The sequence below is a fragment of the Shinella lacus genome (assembly GCF_010994755.1).
In the GTDB taxonomy this organism is placed as follows: Bacteria; Pseudomonadota; Alphaproteobacteria; order Rhizobiales; family Rhizobiaceae; genus Shinella; species Shinella lacus.
The window spans coordinates 119823-140822 of sequence record NZ_WHSB02000016.1 but is presented as its reverse complement, the minus strand read 5'-3'; the positions used below and the strand labels follow the sequence as shown (position 1 = coordinate 140822).

Here is a 21000-nt window from a genome sequence, read left to right as displayed (position 1 = left end):
CACTTGATGGAGAGATAACTCATGATGCCCCCCATGGATAGCGTCGCGTCGAACCCTGATCGACCGGCCGAGGTTGATGTCGTTATCATCGGAGGCGGCATTGTGGGTGCTGCGACGGCATTCTTTCTCCGGAGACAAGGTCGTTCCGTCCTGCTGTGCGAAAAGGGGATCATCGGAGGAGAGCAATCGGGGAGAAATCTTGGCTGGTGCAGGACGTTGGGCCGCGATCTTCGTGAGCTTCCGCTCATGCTGGAAGCCATGGAAATCTGGGATCGTTCCGAGGAACTCCTTGGCGCAGACGTCGGATTCCGGCGCAACGGGGTCATTTACTTGTGCAACAATGAGCAGGAACTGGCCAAGAACTCGGAGTGGTTGAAATCGGCGGAGCCTCTTGGCGCAAAAGCCGAGGTGCTGGATTCCGTCGAGGTTGCCGCGTTGCTGCCAGGTGCCGCGCGCTCTTGGCACGGCGCCGTCTACGCCAAAGCCGATGGCTGCGCCGAGCCGCAACTGGCTGCGCCGGCATTCGCACGCGCGGCCCAGCGCGCTGGCGCCTTCATCTCGATCGGAGATGCGGTCCGGGGCATCGAGACAAGCGCCGGCCGCGTTTCCGCGGTGGTGACAGAGAAGGGCACGGTGAAATGCGGCGCCGTCGTCGTCGCAGGCGGCGTGTGGAGCAGCCAGTTCCTTGGGAACCTCCGGGTGCGGTTTCCGCAGCTGGCAGTCGTCACCTCCGCGCAATCCACGCAGGCCGGCGAGACACCGCTCACGCCATCGCTGACCGGATCGGGTTTCATCACGCGCAAGCGGGTGGATGGCGGCTACAACGTGCTGCGCTATGGCGGCGAAATCCATACGATCACACCCAGCAGCTTCCGCTTCCTGTGGGATTTCCGTCACCTCGCCTTCGCGGATACCGGCGTGAAGCTGCGGGTTTCCGGCGCCTCCTTCAAGGGATTCCAGTGGAAGCGATCGTGGAGAAACGATCAGAAAAGTCCGTTTGAAACGGTCCGGATGTGGGACCCGCCGATCGACGAAGCCAATCTCGAGTCCGGGCTCAAGATCGCATCGGCGGCCTTGCCGATGTTTGCAAAGGCCAAGGTGGCTCATAAATGGGCGGGCGTCATCGACGTCACCCCCGACGCCGTGCCCGTCATATCGCCCATAGCAGCCATTCCGGGACTCTTCCTGTCATCCGGCTATTCCGGCCATGGCTTCGGCATCGGCCCGGCGGCGGGCCGCTTGACTGCCGACATGGTCGCCGGCACGGCGCGGCCGGACGAACTGGCCCCGTACCGGCTGGAGCGCTTCTCCGACGGCAGCATCAAGCCCGGACCTGCCGTGCGGTAAGCGCGACGGCGCGCTTCCTGATCAATTTTGGTCAAATCAGTGGAGATCATGATGGAACATACCCGGATCCGTACTTTCAATACCAAGGATACCTATCCCGAGCAGAAGCTCGACAACGATCTGTGCCAGGCGGTCGTTACGCGCGGTGGCAGGACGATCTATCTACGAGGGCAGTGCCCGCAGGATCTGGATACGGCCCGCAACATCGGCAGCCATGACCCCGTTGAACAGACTCACAAAGTAATGCAGAACATCAGGCAGCTCATCGAGGAATGCGGCGGCACGATGGACCACCTCGTAAAGGTCGTCGTCTACATTACAGATGTCCGGCACCGTGAGGCGGTGTATCGGACCATGGGCGAATATATAAAAGGAGTTCATCCCGTTTCCACAGGCCTGGTTGTGAGCGCCCTGGCCCGTCCAGACTGGCTGGTTGAAATTGACGGCACCGCAGTTATCCCTGACTAAAGTCACGAGTTCTCGCTCTCCGCAGCAACCGCGGTGATGAAGGCAGCACGAACTGCCAAGGGATCGTGCTACGCAGGTTTACCGAGGTCGAAATCATGGATCGACTGCTGTCAGTGATATCGCTTTGTCGAACTCAACGAAGCTTTCACCGCACAGAGTCTCGCCTGCTTACCCGAACTCGGCTTGCCCTACGATGCTCCCCATGTGAACCGCCGAGGGCGGGCGCCATCGCGCTCGCCATCCGTTCGGCCTGTCCGGTGCGCGGCTCGTCTTGATGGCTTCACTGGAACTGGAGCAACGGTACGCCCGCCAAACGCTTGCGACGATGTCCATCAGGGTCGGGCAAAGCATATCGCTTTGTTAACACGCTCGCGGAATCAGTGGTATAAAAGCTTGGTTTACTAGCGCCTAGTCAGGCTCGTCTGCAATATATTTCTGAGTGAACGTAGATCAAACTAAATTATCTGATAATCAGGGCTATTAACTCTAAGGATATGGAGGATTTAGTATGGAAACTGGACCCAACAGATATGCGGAGCGGTTTATATTGGCGATCGACGGGCAGACATATATTTCACATGAAGAAAACTATTCGTCGCCCGGCAAATTGGTATTGCCCCCATTTCTATTCAAAAGGCTGAGATTACTTATTCGGCGGTTGGGCGGTCACATTCCCATTCTTACGTCAGTCTATAATTCGCTAACGCCGAATATAGGCTTGGACCAACCTAGGGATGAATGTATTTCTAAATGCAAATAAAATCTTCTGTTTTGTGTCGTCGTTTAAGTGATCTCGTGCTTAACGAAGCTGTAGACGTGTCTTCTCAAGTTTGCCATCTCAGACGAGGTGGCTGAACGCAAGACGATCTGGTTGTCGAGGGAAATCCCTTTGTGTATCGGAGCCACCGAGATGCTGTTCCTTCGCTTTCGACAAGCCCCATACGGATTCCCGCCATCTGGCTAAGCGCAGGAGGCAAGGTCATCACTCTAGCCGCCTCAAAGCAGCACAATAGTGACGATCAAAAGGAGGCGATCAAGTGTAATGAGAAACCAGAGGGGCTCGAAAGAAAATCCCCTCAGGGACAGAATTACTCTGATTCACGCTACACAATACATAGTTTGAAGGCGAACAGCCTTTAGCAGACACCGCAAAAATTAGCAACTATTGTGTAGGATGCTGTAAGATTAAATTGCGCTGACGGAAATATACCTCGGATGCTCGAAATGCGCCAGCTAGACGTCTGCATTGCACGACTACGTCGATAGAAGCATGAAGCAAATTCAATATTTCAACGCGTGCAAGGTCGCGCGCGGCCTCGGATTCCTTGATTAAGAGCATTAACTGTTCGAATGCGAGAGCGACAGAATCCGCATGAACTGTAGTAATCGAGCCTGGATGACCCGAGTTCACGTTCCTAATGTAGTAGAATGCGGTGCCATCACGTAGCTCCTGCAGAAGAATGCGATCTGGTCGCATTCGCAGGCTCGACTCAAGAAGCTGTCTCGGCCCCGCCTGAGAGAGTCCTTGCCGGTCTTTCGAGTAAAAAAGTCGGACATTGTTTATTTGGGGAATTACGAGTTCAGCAGTATCCTCTATCGAAATAATCCGCTCGTCGCCAGGAATGTGTTTGATCAGAGCTTTCGAGAGCGTCGTTTTGGCCGATCCAGTCGCTCCCGAAATTATGATGTTCTTCCGGGACACGACCGCCTGACGCAAGAATTCCTTAATCTGACCGGCGCGATATAGATTACGCAACTCGTCATCGTTGCCTGGTGCGTCGGCCTCAATGGTTCGTGTGCCTTCAAAGAAGAGCCTTTCGTCTAAATCATCGAGCGTAAAATCGACGGATGACGGCTTGCGTATTGTAATGCTCACCGTCTCTTTCAGCGTCGCTGGAGGAATGACAACCTGGATGCGCTCGTCTCCTGGAAGCGTCGCTGAGAGTATCGGGCGCGTCTCATCGATGGACTGGTGCGAAAAGCTGGCAACGGCCCGGGCAAGGCGCATGAGCTTTTCGAAGGTCAGACCCGGAAGATCATGGGTCCGCCACCCGCCGGGTCCTTCCGTCAGCACCTGCCCGGGCCGATTGACGATCACCTCATAGAGTGAGGGATCCTGCAGGAACGCCGAGAACGGCTTCAGCAACTCACGAACAACGGCCGCATCCTGCGCTTCTGTCATCGCCGCGCTACTTCGTTACCAGCTTCGAGTCCGGCGCGAAATCCCCCAGCACCGCCCGATCGAGAATGCGGTTCCGTGGTTCCGTCACGCGTAGCCGATAGATTCCAGAAAAATCTAGATCGCGAGCGACAAAGATCGAGACGAGTTCGCCCTGATGCTTGTTCAGCGTCGGTGGGATGTTGATCGATTGCTCGACAGCGATCGCGGCCGCCTGCTGGCCAGCGCTCGTCGTGTTTTGCGCATCAACATCACTATCCTGCAGCCTGCTGTTGGCGTAGCTGGTCGCATCGCCGACAATGGAAAGAAGCAAGGCACTTCCAAACCGCTCCCACCAATGGGTATCAACATAGCCATCGACACCGGCGCGGCCGAGCGCATCCGTCGCCGGAGACGCCAGCGTGACGATTACCCCCTTCGGCGTTTTGGCCCGGTTCCACAAGACGAACAGGCGCTTCTGCCCCCGTTGCAGTCCACCACGATATTCACCAACGACTTGTGTGCCCTTCTCCATGAGGACGACCCTGCCGTTGTCAGAGAGAACGTCTCGATTGATCACGCAGCTGCTGAAGCCGGGCTGCTCCGACGCGAGCGCGGTTTCCAGCACGCAGGGGATCGACGTCCCCATTGCGACGATGAAGTCACGATTGCCAAGGGTCCCAGCCCTAGAACCTTCGAGCTTCGTCGGCCGCAACAGGCCATCGAAACGATGCTGGTCGCTGTTCTGCTGGTTCTGGCCCATCATGTTGTTGTCGAGCGGCAGGAAATTGCTGTTCACAGCAGTATCTGAACTATCCGCCTCGCGTCGCTGCGTGGCATTCTTCTGCCCGCTGCTAAAGGCCATCACCGGCGCGCGGCGCGCGGAATCGAGGAGTTCGTCTTTCTCTTCGGCGATGGGTTCAATGACCGGGGTCGGGAGCTTTGCCTCGGGGACCACCTCCTTCGGCTCGACCTTCTCCTTCGCGGCCTCGAAGGGCGTTGTCTGGCGAATGACAATGCGCTCTGGCTGGGCATTGTCGTCTTTCCCCTTCTTCCCTGTCGTCGACCAGAGGGCAAATCCGACAAAGGCCACGACGGCAAGGGCCACCGCTCCTCTCTTCAGGACGGGGCTATTGTCGATGCGCCGGCCGGTGACGGTTTCGGCGCGCTCGCCGGGAATGCGGTCTTCGTCTTCCTTGGCCATGGTCTCCCCTTTCCTACTGAGCTGTGGCATCGCCCTTGACGATGCGCTCTACCGACGGTGAGGTCGTGTTGGTGTCCGGATTGATGCCCACACGATCGTAGGCCTCGTTGAAGACGCACAGCACGTCCTTGCCGCGGCGCAGGATGAACTTGCGGCTGATGGCGTGAACCATCACCAAGTTGCCATCGACGGATTTCGGAACCAGGCTCTCGGAGCCGTCGGAATTCTCGACATAGATGGCGGGCATTTCCTGATTGCCGACAAAAGCGAATGTCGTAACCTTGCCGTTGTCGTAGACGCTCTGCGGTTCCAGCGCCTGCGATCCCTGCGCCGAGTAGCGCCAGTTGCGCGGTCCATAGGCTTCGTGAAGCGCGAGCACGTTGTCGGCTTCCTTCGCCTGGTTGGCCAAAGCGCGAGCAGCGGCCTGTTGACGGCGAAGTTCCGCCTCATCACCGGGATAGCGGAATTTCACATAGAAGTAGGTATTCTGCCCGACCGCGACGGAGCCGTCGCGAACGGTGAGCTCCATCTGGTAGCTGCGCGTCGATCCGTCCCGCCGCGTCGTCACCACGGAAATGTTGGTCACCGGCTGGTTTTCGCGCGGCTTTAGGAACAAGATGTTGCCTGCCGGCGCCACTTCCCACGCAACGCTGTTGCCGAGCGCGACATGTGCGATTTCCTCATCCGCCGCGAACTCGACCTGCACCGAAGAGCGTAGCGTGCCGACGATCCTTGTAATATTGAAGGGCTGGTAATTCACGAACCGAACGCGGCTGTCTTGCGACGCACCGCGTGGAATTTCGAGCGCGGCAGCTGTTGAAGCGGCTACAATCAATAGCGCCGTAGCGAAGATGATCTTTCGTATCAATTGATTGCCTCCGGATCGGCGCGGTACTCGCTGACCGCAAAGCCGAGGGGGTTTACAAGCCGGTCCGTCGACGACATCGGGGCGTTGGCATAAGAGTATGTGAGGGTCGCAACCCAGTGGCTCGTGCGAACCTCGTCTCCGCGCGTGATCGTCCGCATGTAACGAACCGAAACCACATTCTGATTGATCAGCGAGATCGAGGCGATGTTGATCCTTGCGGTCGCGCCGCGGCCATAAATGTTTTGCGGCGATTCCGGATTGCTCCCGCGATAGACCGCGGAGAACCGGGCCTGCTCGGCTTGCGTCGACAGCAGCGCAATCGAGCGGAAGTTCTCCTGCGCCTCGCTCCACACATAGCCTTCTCGGGCGCGAACATATTTGGCCGCGAAGTATTTGGTCACGGCTTCATCGTAGGTCCCGGCCGTGGAGGTCAGCGCCGACACCACATCGACGATACCCGTGGAATTGTCGACACGCACGACGAAAGGCTCGACGGTCTTCAACGGGGTCAAGCCCGCGACTGCGAAGACGGATACGCCAGCGATGACACTGGCGACGATGGCAATCGACCAGGCGATCCGGTTCGAACGCTCGATCTGCATCATCCGATCCTGATCGAAACGTCGCGCTTTTTCGAAATAGCTCTTGAGATTGTCTGTCGAGACCATGTTCTCACCCCGCGCAACGGCGATGCGAGCCGTCGATATCAAGGTGGGCAAATGCAGCCGGATCCCTGCCCTCCTCGGCATAGGGCGTGGCCGAGGAAGAGGATCGCCGATCCGAATGCGGGCGCTTCAAAGTGCTGTCGCCTTCCCATTCCCACATCGCCCGATTCAACGGACGGCGCGAATAGCCATCGCACTTGGGAAGCGGATAGGTCAGGGAAGTGCAGCCTCCGAGTGCGATCAGCATGACAAGAAAAACGGTAGTCTTGATCATATAGGAATGGCCTTTTCTTATTATTGAGATGCGCTCACGCGCCAGCGCTCTTCGAGCCGAACGCACTGCCTGCGAAGCGCGCGCCGCGACCGATCATCTGGCCCGTGTATCGGGTTCCCCTGGCGAGCATCCCCTCATGCGCATCCCGCGCGGTGGTGTAGCCGTAGGCGAGCGATGCTCCGCCAGACGCAAGGGCTGAAGCGATCGCCGGCAGTTGGTAGAAGACATAGAGAGCAGCGATGCCGATGGCGCAGAGCGCGATCGGGCGCATGAGAACGTCGGCATAGGCATCGATCGCCGTGAAGGTGGAATCGAGGCACGAGATCAGTAGCGCGCCGACGGCGACGACGAGAACCTGGAGGATGACGAAGTTGGCGAGCTGCCCGATCCAGGCCTCGGTGAAGCGACGCGTCGATTGGAACATGGCGAGAGCGATGAAGATCGGACCAATGGCCAGCACGATGGCCAGTGCCAGTCGCGCGTAGAGCGAGACGACATAGCCGATGCCGGCGACCAGAAAGCTGACGCCGATCACCATCATGCCGCCGATACCGGTGACGATATCGACCGGCCAGGAGGCGCGAGACCAGATGTCGGTGGCTGAAGCCTGTCCCTTGTCGAGCAGACTGTCGAACGTGCTGGCGCTGGGCGTCGTGCCGGTGTTAAGTGCCTGGGCAATCTCGCGCGGAAGGATATCGAAAAAGACGTTCGTGACGTAGGTCTGATATTCCCCGGCGTTTTTCACCAGCATGACGATGATCGCCAGCTTCATCGCCCGAAAAGCAAATTCCAGAACCGGATCCTGTACGGAGCCGCGCAGCACAAGGTAGCCATACAACACAACATAGAGCGTCACCGCTGCCGTCAGCGGACCGGTGACCCATTCGGCGATGTTCGAAGTCCCGTCGGAGACGAACATTTCGAGCGGTCGTTTGAATTGGCCGTCGATGAACTCGAACACATTATACATGGCGCCCTACTTCCCCAGCGCCTTGCGCATGTTCTGGAGGCGGAGCTTGCCGTCGGCCGCTTCCGCGTTCTGGCAGTTGACCGTTGCGCGCAGCTCGCCCGGATTGTTCCGGCACTCGGCCATGATACGAGACAGCAGGGCATCGTCGGCGGTCAGCTGGTCGATGGTATAGGATTGCTCGCTTTTCTCGGAGCAGGCCGCGAGGAGAAGGAGCGTCAAAATGAGCAGAGATCGTCTCATTGCAGCGCCGCCTTCATCGCATCCATGCGCTGGCGCCAATCCTCGGCCTTGCGTTGCTCGTCGACCTGGTTCTGCGCCTGCTGCACCATGCGCAGACCTTCCATCCGAAGCACGTCGGTCTGGAGAAACGCCTGTTCCGCTTGCAACCGCGCCTGAAGGTCGGCGGTTTCCTTGGCATCGCTTGCCGTCGAAATCTTTTCACGAAGCTGGTCGATCCCGTCGATGCGCTTGGTGGCAGCATCGTAAATCTGCTGCCCGAGGCTCATCTGGCCCGCGTTCTTGTTCTGCACGCGCGCGAGTTCCTTGGCATAGAAATCGTCGGCGTCGGTGCGATAGGTGGAGTTGCCCTCCAGGAACTTCGAGGCGGAATCCTTGAACACGCCGGTTCCGTCTCCCTTGAGGAGCCCCTCGATGGCGGCGAAATCCGATGGAAGCGCTTTTCGGATCGCCGGATCATTTAGCACGCTCGCCACGTCAGCCATGTCGGTCAGCTTGTTGAGCGAACCGTAGAGCTGCTGGGCCTGCTCGATCTGCTGATGAAGGGCGTCGAGCTGCGACTTCAGCTGCGTGATGCTTTCGATGTGTTTGAGGATCGCCGTCTGGTCGATCACGGGAATCCCCTGCCCGGCCGCACCGCCGGCGGACAGGATAATCGTCGCTGCGAGCGCCGCAGCATGAAGTCGATAGGAAGCCATCAGCTTGCACTCCTTCTTTCCTGGAAAACGGGAAGCCAGTCCTTTGGGTCGTTGCCGACTTCGGCACGAATCGCGTCGAGCAGCTCGACATTGGCCGTTCGGCCGGAGAGGATCGCGAGTTCGTCGTCGAAGCCGTTGAGATTGAGTTCGGCGACGACGCTGTTGTGCCCTTGCTTCAACACGAACCGCCGGCTCTCGACGGACAGCTCGCGGGCGATCAGCTCGTATTCGCGCTCCGTCAGCTTGAACCCCTCGACATAGTCGGCATGGTTGCCGCGAGAGTTGGGCAGGAAGATTTGCGTCGGGCATTGCTCGATGATGGTGTGCGCAATTGGCGAGATCAGCGCGTCGCGCGGGCTCTGCGTGGCAAACAGCATCAGCCCGTTCTGCTTGCGGATCGTCTTCAGCTTGTTCTGCGCAAGGTCACGGAAGCCTTCGTCCTGCAATGCTTTCCAAAATTCGTCGATGACGATGATGATCCGGCGGCCGTCGATCAGCTGCTCGACCCGGTGGAAGAGATAGGCCATCAGCGGTGTGCGAATTTCCTCATTGTCGAGGAAGTCCGTCATGTCGTACCCGATGAACTTGCCGTTGCCGCCCAGATCGCCGAAGCCGATATCCTCGATGACATTGTCGAAGACCCAGCCAAGCGGCCCTCCCCTCTCCCAACGCCGCAGGCGGGCTGCAATCCCTTCCAGGTCCGTGTTGTTGAGGAAGGTACGAAGTGCGCCGATAGTCCGCTGCTCCGTCGGCAGATCGGCAAGCCCGTCGATGGCACCGGCGATATCACGAAGTTCGGTAACGCTCAGTTCACGCGTGCCAGAACCCACAAGCTTTCCGACCCAACGCGTCAGGAAGACCTTGTTCTCCGGTGTGAGGTCGAGGGCCTTGAGGGGAGCGCAGCCGGTGGGCGTGCCATTCTTGAGGGGGAGATAGGTGCCGCCGGCGGCGCGGACATAAAGGTCCGCGCCGCGGTCCTTGTCGAAGAAGACGACATGCGGATCGTGTTTCTCAAGCTGCGACAGCATGAAGTTGACGATCACCGTCTTGCCGGCGCCGGATGGGCCGCACATGAACGTGTTGCCGAGATCGCCATAGTGGAGATTGAAGTAGTAGGGCGACCCGGATGCCGTCTTGAGCAACGCGACGGCCGGTCCCCATTCGTTGCCGTCCTTATGTCCGATCGGATAGGAGTGGAAAGGCGACAGCGCTGCGAAGTTGCGGGACGTTATCGCTCCCGATCGTGCGCGGTAGCGGAAATTGCCCGGCAACTGCGCCCACCAGGCGGCCTCGAGACCGAGATCCTCGCGAGCAACGACCGCGCCTCCGTTCGTCAGGCTGGCGCGGGCCTTGGCCAGATTGTCCGTCAATTCCTTGACCGAGGCGGCGAAGACGGCAAGCGTCAGGTGATGCTCGCCGAGCACGAAGCGGTTCGATTCCAGATCGTCCATCGCGTCATCGAGCTCGCCGATTTGCGAGGCCGCCTTGTCGCCGCTGCTGACCAACTGGTTCTGCTTGCGGCCCATGATAACGCGGGCATCCGCCTTCGAGGCGAAGCAGAAGGATTGCGACAGGATCAGTTCGAACGGACTGGTCAGAACGCCGTCCAGCATGCCCGTCCTGGTGCGGGCAGGATATTCCTTGATGCTCAACATGCCGGTAAAGCGGCTTTCCGCTTCATGGCGGATTTCGATCGTCTCGCGGCCGATGATGACACGATCGGAATAGATGGCCGAGGAGATCCGGCCCTCGGTCAACGGGACCGGCTCACGCCGGCCGCCGACCAACTGGTGTAATACCTCGCTCGGCTCGGAAAACAGGACCCCGTCGTGATCATAGAGGGAGAGCACGCGCGGCTCGAAGCGTTTCAAGCCGGCAACGACGTCCACGACCTTGTCCTGAAGGTGCTTCAGCGCCTCCTGGTCCAGTTCCACGCCTGAATGGTATCGCTGCCGCAATCGGGATAGCAGCTTCGCGGCCTTGTCGGCCGGATCGCGCGCCGGCGACCAGAGGACGGTGAGGTAGAGGTCGTTGCGAAACAGGTCCTCGCGCACCATGCGCTCGCGATACTTTTCGTTGAGCGCGGCCGAAAAAGGTGTTGCGAACGTCCCGTCCGGGTAGTCGCGATCGCGGCGTCGAATGAGATGCGTCCACAAGGCGAGCCGCTCATCCGCGATATTGCGATAAAGCGTATTCAGATCGCGGTGCAGCGCGTTGAGGTCGAGAACATCGGCAGTCTCGAAGGACACGCCATCGAGCGCCACCATCACCATCAAGGTGCGGGAGTCGAGCGCGACGGTGGTTTCGTCGATATGGCGCACATAGGGGATGAAGGTTTCCGGTGTGAGTTCGCGCGATTTGAGAGTGGTGACGCTAGGCATATCCGAGGTCCCTTTCGTCAAAGCGCCGGACAAGCTTCAGCGGCGAAAGCGTGGCTCCGCCCCAATAGGCGCCGTTCCGGGTCCGGCCGCGCGTCTCGACCCAGGCCACCAGGATCCGGAACATGTTGTGGTCGTGCTTGACCAGCGCCCGGAAGACGAAATGGAAGACCACGCCGACGAGCGCATAGGCGACCGAGCCGGCCGCGAGGTAGAAGATCGTGGTCGCCATGACGTTGATGCCCATGGCTTCCATCGTGACGCCCGCGATCATCGCCGGACGCGTGCAGGCGATGAACAGGGTGTCTTCCTCGAGCTCGAGTCGCGCGGCTGCCATATGGTCAGCTCCCGATGATCGTGCTGACGAGTTCCGAGGAGCCGGCGATTACGCCGATGCCGACGATCCAGTAGCCCGCGCGGCGCAGGTCCATGTAGCCGAACATCCAGGCGAGCGCGATCAGGATGACGGCGATGGTGGCGAACAGCCTGAAGATGTTGCCCTGCAAAAGATCGACGACGTTCTGCAGGATCGTCTCGATGCCGGCCGCCTGCGCAAAAGCCGGCTCGACCAGCATCGCCACCACAGCGAATGCCATCGCAGACGGGGCCGCAAACGCGCGGATACGGGAACTGAAAGTCATTCACTCTGCTCCATTTGATTGTTCTGAAACACCAGGACGGAAGATCCGCGGCGGCTGTTGAAGACGTCCCATGTGGGCGCGGTCGCGATTGAGGTGGTTTTCTGCTGGGAGTTCTCCGCAACCACTTCTGCGACGACGTCGACGGAGGCGGCAGGATCGTCAATCCCCCTCCCCTCCCCCGTATCCGTGATCGTCAGCCGGGCGATGGTCGGACCAAGCCGTTTGATTTCGCGGCGAACCTGATCGTCATAGTTCACCATCGCGCCAACCGAGGGATCGTCACGGCCATAGTAGGACTGGAGCATCACTTGCTCGGCCCTGGCTGGACCCGCGCCCGCCTTGACGGCAAGACGGTAGTAGCCGTCCAGCAGCGTGGCCGTGGCTTGCAGGTTCAGGCAGGGATCGAAGGCGTCGGAAATGGAGAGCTTCATCTTTTGAAGCTCCTCCACCCCGATGCCACCGAGACCAAGCTGAATATCGTGATGCTCGGCCGCCAGCGATGTGGCGATCTCGATCGCCTCGGCCTTCGATGCCGGCTGCTTCTTGAGCGGCCGGCCGCTGTTGATGCGAATGTTGAAAGGCGCGAACCGGCTCTCAAGACTGATGACGCCAGCCAGTGTTTCGGACGCAACAAAGGGTGCGCAGGTCTGCGCGAGGTCGACGAAAACGATGGGCATGTTTAGAACCAGACCCTCTGCTTGCCGACGCCGTCGATCGTCACATCGATGTATCGAGGTTTCTCGCGCACCAGGGGACGGCTCAGGGTGTAGGCCATGCACTGGTAGCGGCCATCGGTTTGCTGCCAGCGTGGCGAGATCACGGAGCCATTACTCCCGCCGGCATTATCCCGGTCGCGACGGCAATGACTGTCGCTCACCGGCTGCATCGACGTCGACACGCAGGTTCCGTCGCGCCCGGTCGGGCCATAGCCCGCTGACAGACGGTAACCGTCGTTGCAATAGTAGGGTTCGTATCGAGGGCGGGAGCTTTGGAAGCCGACGCCGCTGCATGTCGGGAAGGAACGTCCCTTGGCGAGCCATCTCCAGAGTTTCTGGATAGGCGGGCGGCACTCAGCGTATTGTGTCGGGCCACCAGGATTGGATAGGCACAGGATAACCTGGCAACCCCACTCGTCGGCACGCGCGCTTTGCCCGGAACTGAGATATAGTGAACCGAACCCTAACGCCGCTATGACCGTTCGAAAGAAAAGGCTCTTCATGCCCCCTACCCTCCGATTGAAATTTCGTTGGACGGGATGCGAAGAATCGTCTCGCCCTAACGCTCATACTATGTAAATAATAGATAGTTAAATCGATGGCAAGCAAATTGAGTGACCGATGGCAAACACAAGCACTGTCTGTCTTCGCCGTGCGTGAAATCCTCGACAAACCCCTTGAGGACGAGAGCGCGCAATCGCGCATCAAACAGATCGGGATGATCAATATCCTCTATATGATGCACCAGGCGCACGAGAAGCTAACGCTCTCAAATATCATACAGTTTACGGGGATGACACGTAGCGGCGTTATCGAAACGATCGACATCCTCGTTAGGCGGGGAATTCTGACGGAGTCTCTCGGCAAGAATTCTCAAGGGCGAGGAGTTGCGAGACAATTCGAGCTTTCGTCGCGTTTGCTCGACAATCTCCGTGCCACGTGACCGTGCGAACGAAGCGATAAACTATAAGAAAGATCGCTAGTATGCTTGCTAGGCACACACACTCGCGTTGCACTTAAGGAGATTGTCTAGTCTGTCGGGGATGGCTTGCTGTTGGCGGAGACCATCCTCCTTGCCGCGGCGTGCAGCGGACATTCCTCGTCACGAATCGCATGGCGAACGGTTCGTAGCCTATCCACTCACCGGGAGAAGGACAGGGACGCCGCATCTTCGGCGCGTATCGTCTACGACGTGATACCACCGAGACTACCCGCTACAATCGCACTGAGGAATGGATGTGATTCCCCTGAAGGCACCTTGAGTCGCATATAGAGGTTGCTTTGGCGCCAAACCTGGGGCGAAGAATGTCAACCGGCCCCCTTTATCGACTCTTTTTTGTCTATGTTCGACGGCAGCGGAGAAAGTTGCCAATGGCTTGTTTTGATAGGGGAATTTCGATGGGTTGCTGGAATTCGTTGCTGGACTCAGCAATGCATTAAGGTTCTGTTAACCTTAAATATCTTGCTGATCGATCGAAATCGGGCATTAGTGTTCATCTGCGGAGTTTGGTCAAATGGCGGCCTTCAGCCGCATATCAGACCCGACAGGCGAGAAAACGATGAACACCGCAAAGGCCAAGGCAAGCCGCAGTTACCCGCTCCGTTCGAAAATCCGTGAGCAAGCGGCATCCCTTTCGACCAAGCTGCAAGAGCATCAGACGAATATTTTTCCACCGCACGCGCGGAAAGGAATTCGTGCGTTCAATCCATCAGAGGCGGCGAAGCTTTTAGGAGTTGCCGAAGGCTATCTACGTACGATCGCAGTTGAACTCGAGCGAAAAGCCTCCGACAGTGGTGAACTGAAGTTTAGCCCAACGATTGCGGGCGGACGACGCATGTATTCTGTCGAGGAGATCTCGGCGATTCGCGCTTACCTCGATAAGCCCACCAGGTCGACAGGACGGTATTTGCCTCATCGTCGGGCGGATGAGGAGCTTCAGATCATCTCGGTGATGAACTTCAAGGGAGGATCCGGTAAGACCACGACTTCGGCCCACCTTGCGCAATACCTTGCCTTGAGGGGCTATAGAGTGCTGGCCATTGACCTGGACCCGCAAGCTAGCCTTTCCGCGCTGTTTGGGAACCAACCAGAAACCGACGTTGGCCCAAATGAGACGATCTACGGTGCCATTCGATACGACGAGGAGCGTCGTCCCATTCAACAGATCATTCGGGGAACCTACATCCCTGATCTTCATCTCATCCCCGGCAATCTCGAACTCATGGAGTTTGAGCACGATACGCCGAAGGCTCTCCTGCAACGTAAGCCAGACGACGTCCTTTTCTTTGCCCGGCTGCAGGCCGTCATTCAAGAGGTGGAAGACGCGTATGATGTTGTCGTAATAGACTGCCCACCTCAACTAGGCTTTTTAACGCTCTCCGCCCTTACGGCTGCGACGTCGGCACTCATAACGATCCACCCTCAAATGCTTGATGTGATGTCGATGAACCAATTCCTCTCTATGATGAGTGCCCTACTTGACGAGATCGCTGAGGCCGGCGCGGAAGATCGAAGCAATTGGATGCGCTATCTCATCACGCGATTCGAACCTACTGACGGCCCTCAGAATCAAATGGTCGCATTTCTTCGCTCGATGTTTGGTGAAGACGTGCTTGTCAATCCAATGCTGAAAAGTACGGCCGTTTCAGATGCAGGCATTACAAACCAGACTCTGTTCGAGATCGACCGTAGCCAATTCCACAGGGCGACCTATGACCGCGCGCTGGAATCGATGAATAACGTCAATGCCGAAATCGAATCACTGATTAAGTCGACATGGGGTAGATCATGAGCCGGAAAAACCTCCTCTCATCTCTGCATACCGAGAGCAAGCAAGAAGCAAGCGCCGCGCCGCCCCCTCACCCGAGACCATTTTTGGATGCCGGGAAATCGAAACCAATGGCTGCGGTCACGAAGACGCTTGGCGATCTCAACGATAGGAGTCGCCGCGCAAATGAAATTGAACGGAAGCTGGCAGAGGGCCAGTCTGTCGTTGAGCTGGAGGCCGACCTGATCGAGCCCTCATTTGTTCAAGACCGCATGGAAGGTGATATCGACGGGTTAAAGGCTTCCATCAGAGAGCAAGGACAGCAAGTCCCGATTCTCGTCCGACCGCATCCCGATCAGGCCGGACGATATCAGGTCGCGTTCGGTCATCGACGCCATCGCGCACTCCGTGAACTTGAACTGCCAGTGAAGGCTGTGGTGCGCGCTCTTTCCGACGAGGAGTTGGTAATTGCGCAAGGACAGGAAAACAATGAGCGCGAAGATCTCTCATTTATCGAGAAAGCCCGCTTTGCGGGACGCCTGAGGGAGAGGTTTTCACGTGAGATTATCATGTCGTCCCTGTCGATCGACAAGAGTACCCTCTCAATCATGCTACAACTCGTCGACGCTCTTCCGCTTGAACTCATCGAAGCGATTGGCCCGGCGCCAGGCGTCGGGCGGCCCAGTTGGCAACAGCTAAGTGACTTGGTTGCTAAGACGCAAGATGGTGGGGTCGATTTGGTCAATCATGCCCGCTCGCTCGCAGGCTTGTCCTCAGAAGAACGCTTCAAGCAGACTTTGGCCCACCTGAGGCCCCGTCGCGTTGAACGGGGCCTTCCCGATGTCATGTCGACCTCCGATGGTGGCCGACTGGCTCAGGTGAAGAATAGTAAGTCAAAACTCGAGATCACGATCGACAAGAAGGCGACGCCAGCATTCGCGGCCTTCGTGCTCAACCAGTTGCCGGCGCTCTTTGAGGCGCATGAAGCTGCAAATCAGAGGAAGAAGGAAGCTTAAACCGCAAAAGAAAAGAGCCCCAAAACGTCGCCGTCTCGGAAGCCCTGTTCTGTTCTCTAAGCAAGCTCAGAATCGCATTTCCGGGAATCTCCGTCAAGAGTCTTAGGCGCCTTTTTTGGCGAACAAATTTCTTTTGCCTGCTGACAGGTGAAGAATGATGGAAACCGGGAATATTTCAACGCCGTTTGGACGGCGATCGGTATCGCTTGCCGAAATTCGACGACAGCGAGCTGTGTCCGAGAGTAAGGCAGCAGAGAGGTCGGTCGACAAGTGGAAGGTGCTTCGAGACGCGTCGGCAGCAATGACGCTCCTTGGCATTCACTCAAACAGTGTAGCAGTCCTTGATGCACTGATAAGCTTCTATCCGGAGAGTGAATTCCGCCCGGATGCGCAATTGATCGTATTTCCCTCAAACATGCAGCTATCCCTGCGTGCTCACGGTATGCCGAACTCAACAATGCGCCGACATCTGGCTTTGCTTGTGGACGCAGGTTTGATCATTCGGAAAGATAGCGCCAATGGAAAGCGCTACGCTAGGAAGGACAAATCTGGGTCCGTTGAATCGGCGTTTGGCTTCGACCTTTCTCCTTTGCTCGTCCGCGCCGGCGAACTGGCCACAATGGCGCAAGAAGTCATGGCTGAGCGGGCTGCATTGAGGAGAGCCAAGGAAAGCCTGACGATTTGCCGACGCGACGTGAGGAAGCTTATCACAGCAGCATTGGAGGAGGAGGCACCAGGAAATTGGTCGTTGATTGAGGGTACGTACTTAGCGCTGGTCCAGCGAATTCCGAGATCCCCGACGGTGACCGAAGTCAGGGAACTCTTGGAGGAGATGCGAATGCTGAAGGAGGAAGCTCTCAATCTCTTGGAAGATAATGAGAATGACGCGAATCCTAGCATCAATCATGCTCCTATTGAGCAGCACATACAGAATTCAAAAACCGAATCCTTTTTTGAATTTGAACCTCGCTCAGGAAAAGAGCGGGGCGGCAATCTCAGCGATAATATTGAGCCGCAGCGCTCGCAATTGAAGTCGTTTCCACTTGGCTTGGTGTTAAGGGCTTGCCCAGAAATTTGCGACTATGGTCCAAATGGCGCTATTGCCAGCTGGCGTGATCTTATGTCGGCTGCTGTGGTAGTTCGCTCGATGATGGGGGTGAGTCCGTCGGCGTACCAAGATGCGTGCGAGATAATGGGGGCAGAGAACGCGGCAGTAGCTGTCGCGTGCATCTTGGAGCGAAACAACATGATTAATTCCGCGGGTGGATATTTGCGAAATCTGACACATCGGTGTGAGATTGGCGAATTCTCTATCGGTCCGATGCTTATGGCATTGCTGAATGCGAGGAGCGACGGCCAGCGTAGAGCCGGTTAACGGTGTTTGCAGCTGCAAACTGCACTAAACTATTGATCGTAAAGAATTATTCTCTCGCGACCTTTGGGGAACCGTCAAAGTGCTCGGACTTGACGACGGGGAACGATATCTCGGCTTGCTTGGTGTTGGCGCGATAGCTCGGCCTATTTGGTGGAATTGGCGGCCAAATGGAGCTGAGGGAATGTCATAGACGCGACGGTCGTGGTGCGGGCGACGCTTTGCGCTAATCCCTCAGGATTTCAGGACGTCTGCGTTCTGTTGAAGTTGAGAACATCGCCACTGCTGTCTCGTGCATCCTTAAAAAGCGTAGGGCACATCACACCCTCCGGCGGCGACCTCCGTGATTTTACGCGCAAGGCGACGTCCGGCGAATTCAACCTCGGGCCGATGATCATGGCGTCGACGCGTGCGAATGCTGGCCCGGACATGAAAACGGCGTAGCGTGAAGTTCGGAGTGAGAACCACGCCGAATGCCGAAGACCCCGTTGCTGATTTACTCCTGCGGAACGAGGCCGTCGAAGACTTCAAGCAGAGCATCGACGATTGCCTGGCCGAGCGCGTTGGCGCTTTCCGCGACCCTGCTATCATCGCCCCCGCGAGCAGCCATAGCAAGATTGCCGCCTTGTTCAGCTATGATGGCGGTGGCGCGTTCGATCGCCCATTGCGCGAAATCGGAGCGGCTTTCGATCGTGACGGTTTCCACGGTTTCATCTTCCCTTGGACGGCGCTTGCGGTTGACCAGTGTGAGGCCGAGCTTTGCCCGCTACTCAATGCCAGTGTCAACGAGGCCAATCCGCTTTGCGCGGTCGAGAAGATTTTTTACGGAGGATGGCGCCCATCTCGTCCCGCCGCGGGGCGTCCGCTCATGGAGCCGTTCAAGCTGGGTGGCGATCTCTCTAATCGTCAGGTCTGGATCTGACGAATGGATTCCGGCGACGAGGCTCATCAAGCGATCTTCTGGCGGCCGGGCAGGGGACTTCTTGAGCAGCCCTGGATCAGCAAGGTGCTCCGTGACCAACCATTTCACCGCGCGACGGAGGCGCTCAGCTGTCCAGTCGCTCCCTCGCTGCTTCAGCATGCGGGCGATCTCGTCCCAGGTATGATCCGGCCGCATACGCTTTACCGTCGGAAGCCACTGGTTGAGCGACACTTGGATACGTTTTCCGTAGGCCTCCTTCTGGGCCGCGGTCACCTTGGCGAGCATCTCGGGCTCGCGTTCACGAATGCCGGGGTTGCCCGGCCGCTTGCCCTTCGATTTCGCCGCACGGATGCCCGCCTTGGTTCGCTCGGAAATCAAAGCGCGTTCGAGCTGGGCGACAGCGCCGAGGACCTGGAGAGAAAACATGCCTTGCGGCGTGGTCGTGTCGATAGGGTCCCGTAAAGAACGGAAATGCGCATTCCGCTCGCCCAGCTCCTCTATCACCGCGAGAAGATGGCTGACGGAGCGAGCCAGACGGTCGAGGCGGACGACGACCAGCGTGTCGTCGGCGGAGATCTCGCGGAGGAGCTTCGCCAGCGCCGGCCGAGCGCGCGATGCGCCGGATCCATGCTCCTGAACGATGATGCTGCAGCCGGCCGAACGCAATTCGATTTCCTGCGCTTCTGTCGCCTGCTCGTCCGTCGAAACGCGGATATAACCAATCAGGCGACCGGAGGGAGAGCGGGTCATTGCCTACGATCCGCCGTCAGCAGGTCGATCAACGCGGGATTGATGTAGAGATTTTCCCGCCCGGCCTTTGCCTCTCTCAGGAGACCGTCATCGACGAGAGCCTTGAGATAGACCGACGCGGCCTGGCGCTTTGCGATTCCGGCCGAGACGAGGTCGCCGATCCGGCAATAGGGGTTGACGAAAATCACCTCGGCGAGTTCGCGCGAATAGATCTTGGGCAGATCTCGGCGGATACGGGCGCCGGTTTCATCGAGAAGGTCACGGATAGCGTGGATCTTCGCGCTCGACCACAAGGCGGTTTCTCGGATGCCCTCCAGCATGTAGAGGATCCAGTCCTCCCACGCGGCGTCGGTCGTAACCCGCAGCAGCCGGTCATAGTAGGCGCGTTTGTTGCCGATGATGTAGCGGCTCAGGTAGAGTACCGGAATGTCAAGAAGCCCCTTGTCGACGAGATAGAGCAGGTTGAGCACCCTGCCGGTGCGGCCGTTGCCATCGGTGAACGGATGGATCGCCTCGAACTGGTAATGCATGACGGCGAGCCGGACGAGCGGATCGATGTCCTCTGCCTCGTGAATATACCGCTCCCAGTTTGAAAGCTTATCCAGGAGCACGGCGCGGCCTTCCGGCGGCGTGTAGATAATCTCTCCGGTCGCGTCGTTGAGCAAGGCGGTCCCAGGCGTTGCCCTGATGTCGAGATCGACACCCTTGATGGTCCGGCAGACCGCCACAGCCATCGCGATCGACACCGGGCGCTCGTTCAGCATGGCGAAACCCTGGTGGAGGGCGGTTCGATAGCGCAGCGCTTCCTTCGTCGCTGAATCCGGAGAATTCCCGGCCTCGTTGGCGAACCGGAACAGACGATCGGTCGTCGTGACAATGTTCTCGATCTCCGAGCTCGCCTGCGCCTCGAGGAGCGGGATCGAGTTGATCAACACCGATTGATTTGGAATAAGCCGCCCGGAGGCCTTCAATTCGGCCAGCGCCGCTCGTGCCTCGATACAGGCTTTCAGCACAGCCTTGGTTTCGATATCCTGCGTCGGCGGGAGAGCCGGAAGATCGTTGAAAGCGCGATCAGGTTGAAACGCCATGCGGAAACAGCCTTTTCCGGCTCATCTTGGCGCCGGATATGTCGATGGCGACGACATGTCGCCAGAATATGTCGATGGAATCGGAATCTATCGACATATGAGGCCGCCGGCAAGACCTCTGTTCAAGTCCACCGCACGAGGATAACCGAACGTTTGTAAACGTCTCTAGGCTGCTGCTTTCGCATGCAAGCGAGGCGGAAACCCCGGAAATCCAATGGTTATGGTCGCCAAAGGGAGCACCGACGGAACTCTGTTCAATCGAGCACGACATTGATACCTATTGTCGCTTTTACTTCCCGATTTCAATTGAAGCGCTAAGCGAAAAATCTGGTCCCCGAATTGTACCTTTCCCGCCCCATGTTGGAGTAGGGGAGGGGGACGCCGGATACCCTTCTGCGGTCGAATTGGGTTGGATGATCGAGCGCAGGGCTGTAAATCGAGCCATCACGAAGGATCGGAA

General features: G+C 58.0%; 24 protein-coding genes. 8 read left to right on the top strand and 16 right to left on the bottom strand.

Annotated elements, in window-relative coordinates; translation table 11 throughout:
- Positions 1–33: 33 nt before the first annotated feature.
- From GB927_RS28740 to GB927_RS34445, 3 genes are all read left to right on the top strand, one after another.
- The gene (locus GB927_RS28740) at positions 34–1347 is read left to right on the top strand and encodes an NAD(P)/FAD-dependent oxidoreductase (protein ID WP_256120648.1); all 1314 of its coding nucleotides are present in this window, start codon (positions 34–36) and stop codon (positions 1345–1347) included.
- 51 nt (positions 1348–1398) lie between these two features.
- Positions 1399–1815 (top strand): RidA family protein, encoded by a 417-nt coding sequence (locus GB927_RS28735; RefSeq protein ID WP_256120647.1) that lies wholly within the window; start codon positions 1399–1401, stop codon positions 1813–1815.
- A 274-nt stretch (positions 1816–2089) separates the two neighbouring features.
- The gene (locus GB927_RS34445; protein ID WP_439655540.1) at positions 2090–2179 is read left to right on the top strand and encodes a hypothetical protein; all 90 of its coding nucleotides are present in this window, start codon (positions 2090–2092) and stop codon (positions 2177–2179) included.
- Positions 2180–2977: 798 nt separating this feature from the next.
- On the opposite strand, the gene virB11 is transcribed toward GB927_RS34445, so the two are convergent.
- The 13 genes from virB11 to GB927_RS28670 are packed head-to-tail and all read right to left on the bottom strand — an operon-like array spanning position 2978 to position 13127.
- The gene (gene virB11 / locus GB927_RS28730) at positions 2978–3997 is read right to left on the bottom strand and encodes a P-type DNA transfer ATPase VirB11 (protein WP_256120646.1); all 1020 of its coding nucleotides are present in this window, start codon (positions 3995–3997) and stop codon (positions 2978–2980) included.
- A 7-nt stretch (positions 3998–4004) separates the two neighbouring features.
- Positions 4005–5177, bottom strand: coding sequence for a type IV secretion system protein VirB10 (virB10, locus tag GB927_RS28725; protein ID WP_256120645.1), 1173 nt, complete (start codon positions 5175–5177; stop codon positions 4005–4007).
- Between the two features lie 13 nt (positions 5178–5190).
- Positions 5191–6045 carry a P-type conjugative transfer protein VirB9 gene (virB9, locus tag GB927_RS28720; protein ID WP_305112793.1) on the bottom strand — a complete coding sequence of 285 codons (855 nt, stop codon included), beginning with the start codon at positions 6043–6045 and terminating at the stop codon, positions 5191–5193.
- Positions 6042–6713, bottom strand: a complete 672-nt coding sequence (locus GB927_RS28715; RefSeq protein ID WP_256120644.1) for a VirB8 family type IV secretion system protein — start codon at positions 6711–6713, stop codon at positions 6042–6044. The genes virB9 and GB927_RS28715 overlap by 4 nt, the downstream gene beginning before the upstream one ends.
- Positions 6714–6717: 4 nt before the next feature.
- On the bottom strand, positions 6718–6984 hold the full coding sequence (locus GB927_RS28710; RefSeq protein ID WP_256120643.1) for a hypothetical protein: 267 nt from the start codon (positions 6982–6984) through the stop codon (positions 6718–6720).
- 34 nt (positions 6985–7018) lie between these two features.
- Positions 7019–7954, bottom strand: coding sequence for a TrbL/VirB6 family protein (locus GB927_RS28705; protein WP_256120642.1), 936 nt, complete (start codon positions 7952–7954; stop codon positions 7019–7021).
- Positions 7955–7960: 6 nt separating this feature from the next.
- On the bottom strand, positions 7961–8194 hold the full coding sequence (locus GB927_RS28700; RefSeq protein WP_256120641.1) for an EexN family lipoprotein: 234 nt from the start codon (positions 8192–8194) through the stop codon (positions 7961–7963).
- Complete coding sequence (gene virB5 / locus GB927_RS28695; protein WP_256120640.1) at positions 8191–8889, bottom strand: P-type DNA transfer protein VirB5; 699 nt, start codon at positions 8887–8889, stop codon at positions 8191–8193. Before virB5 ends, GB927_RS28700 begins: the two co-directional genes overlap by 4 nt.
- Entirely contained in the window at positions 8889–11270 is a 2382-nt protein-coding gene (locus GB927_RS28690) for a VirB4 family type IV secretion/conjugal transfer ATPase (protein ID WP_256120639.1), read from the bottom strand. Before GB927_RS28690 ends, virB5 begins: the two co-directional genes overlap by 1 nt.
- On the bottom strand, positions 11263–11604 hold the full coding sequence (locus GB927_RS28685) for a VirB3 family type IV secretion system protein (protein WP_256120638.1): 342 nt from the start codon (positions 11602–11604) through the stop codon (positions 11263–11265). Before GB927_RS28685 ends, GB927_RS28690 begins: the two co-directional genes overlap by 8 nt.
- A gap of 4 nt (positions 11605–11608) precedes the next feature.
- Positions 11609–11908 carry a TrbC/VirB2 family protein gene (locus GB927_RS28680; RefSeq protein ID WP_256120637.1) on the bottom strand — a complete coding sequence of 100 codons (300 nt, stop codon included), beginning with the start codon at positions 11906–11908 and terminating at the stop codon, positions 11609–11611.
- Positions 11905–12585, bottom strand: a complete 681-nt coding sequence (locus GB927_RS28675; RefSeq protein ID WP_256120636.1) for a lytic transglycosylase domain-containing protein — start codon at positions 12583–12585, stop codon at positions 11905–11907. The genes GB927_RS28680 and GB927_RS28675 overlap by 4 nt, the downstream gene beginning before the upstream one ends.
- A 2-nt stretch (positions 12586–12587) precedes the next feature.
- Positions 12588–13127, bottom strand: a complete 540-nt coding sequence (locus tag GB927_RS28670) for a hypothetical protein (RefSeq protein WP_036565640.1) — start codon at positions 13125–13127, stop codon at positions 12588–12590.
- A gap of 95 nt (positions 13128–13222) precedes the next feature.
- Between GB927_RS28670 and GB927_RS28665 the strand changes: the two genes are divergently transcribed.
- From GB927_RS28665 to repC (GB927_RS34440), 5 genes are all read left to right on the top strand, one after another.
- On the top strand, positions 13223–13567 hold the full coding sequence (locus GB927_RS28665; RefSeq protein ID WP_006472545.1) for a hypothetical protein: 345 nt from the start codon (positions 13223–13225) through the stop codon (positions 13565–13567).
- Positions 13568–14183: 616 nt separating this feature from the next.
- A complete protein-coding gene (gene repA / locus GB927_RS28660) occupies positions 14184–15416 on the top strand; it encodes a plasmid partitioning protein RepA (RefSeq protein WP_256120652.1) in 1233 nt (410 codons plus the stop codon).
- Entirely contained in the window at positions 15413–16408 is a 996-nt protein-coding gene (gene repB / locus GB927_RS28655; RefSeq protein WP_036565643.1) for a plasmid partitioning protein RepB, read from the top strand. The genes repA and repB overlap by 4 nt, the downstream gene beginning before the upstream one ends.
- A 157-nt stretch (positions 16409–16565) precedes the next feature.
- On the top strand, positions 16566–17783 hold the full coding sequence (repC, locus tag GB927_RS28650) for a plasmid replication protein RepC (protein ID WP_256120635.1): 1218 nt from the start codon (positions 16566–16568) through the stop codon (positions 17781–17783).
- Positions 17784–17969: 186 nt separating this feature from the next.
- The gene (gene repC, locus GB927_RS34440) at positions 17970–18224 is read left to right on the top strand and encodes a replication initiation protein RepC (protein WP_369431744.1); all 255 of its coding nucleotides are present in this window, start codon (positions 17970–17972) and stop codon (positions 18222–18224) included.
- A gap of 52 nt (positions 18225–18276) precedes the next feature.
- Here repC (GB927_RS34440) and GB927_RS28645 read toward each other — a convergent pair whose 3' ends face one another.
- Genes GB927_RS28645 through fic form a run of 3 tightly spaced genes read right to left on the bottom strand, consistent with a single transcriptional unit; the run spans position 18277 to position 20540 of the window.
- Positions 18277–18486 (bottom strand): hypothetical protein, encoded by a 210-nt coding sequence (locus GB927_RS28645; RefSeq protein ID WP_006472548.1) that lies wholly within the window; start codon positions 18484–18486, stop codon positions 18277–18279.
- A gap of 60 nt (positions 18487–18546) precedes the next feature.
- Positions 18547–19452: a recombinase family protein gene (locus GB927_RS28640; protein WP_256120634.1), complete on the bottom strand. Its 906-nt coding sequence runs from the start codon at positions 19450–19452 to the stop codon at positions 18547–18549.
- Positions 19449–20540 carry a protein adenylyltransferase Fic gene (gene fic / locus GB927_RS28635; RefSeq protein ID WP_256120633.1) on the bottom strand — a complete coding sequence of 364 codons (1092 nt, stop codon included), beginning with the start codon at positions 20538–20540 and terminating at the stop codon, positions 19449–19451. Before fic ends, GB927_RS28640 begins: the two co-directional genes overlap by 4 nt.
- Positions 20541–21000 lie beyond the last annotated feature (460 nt).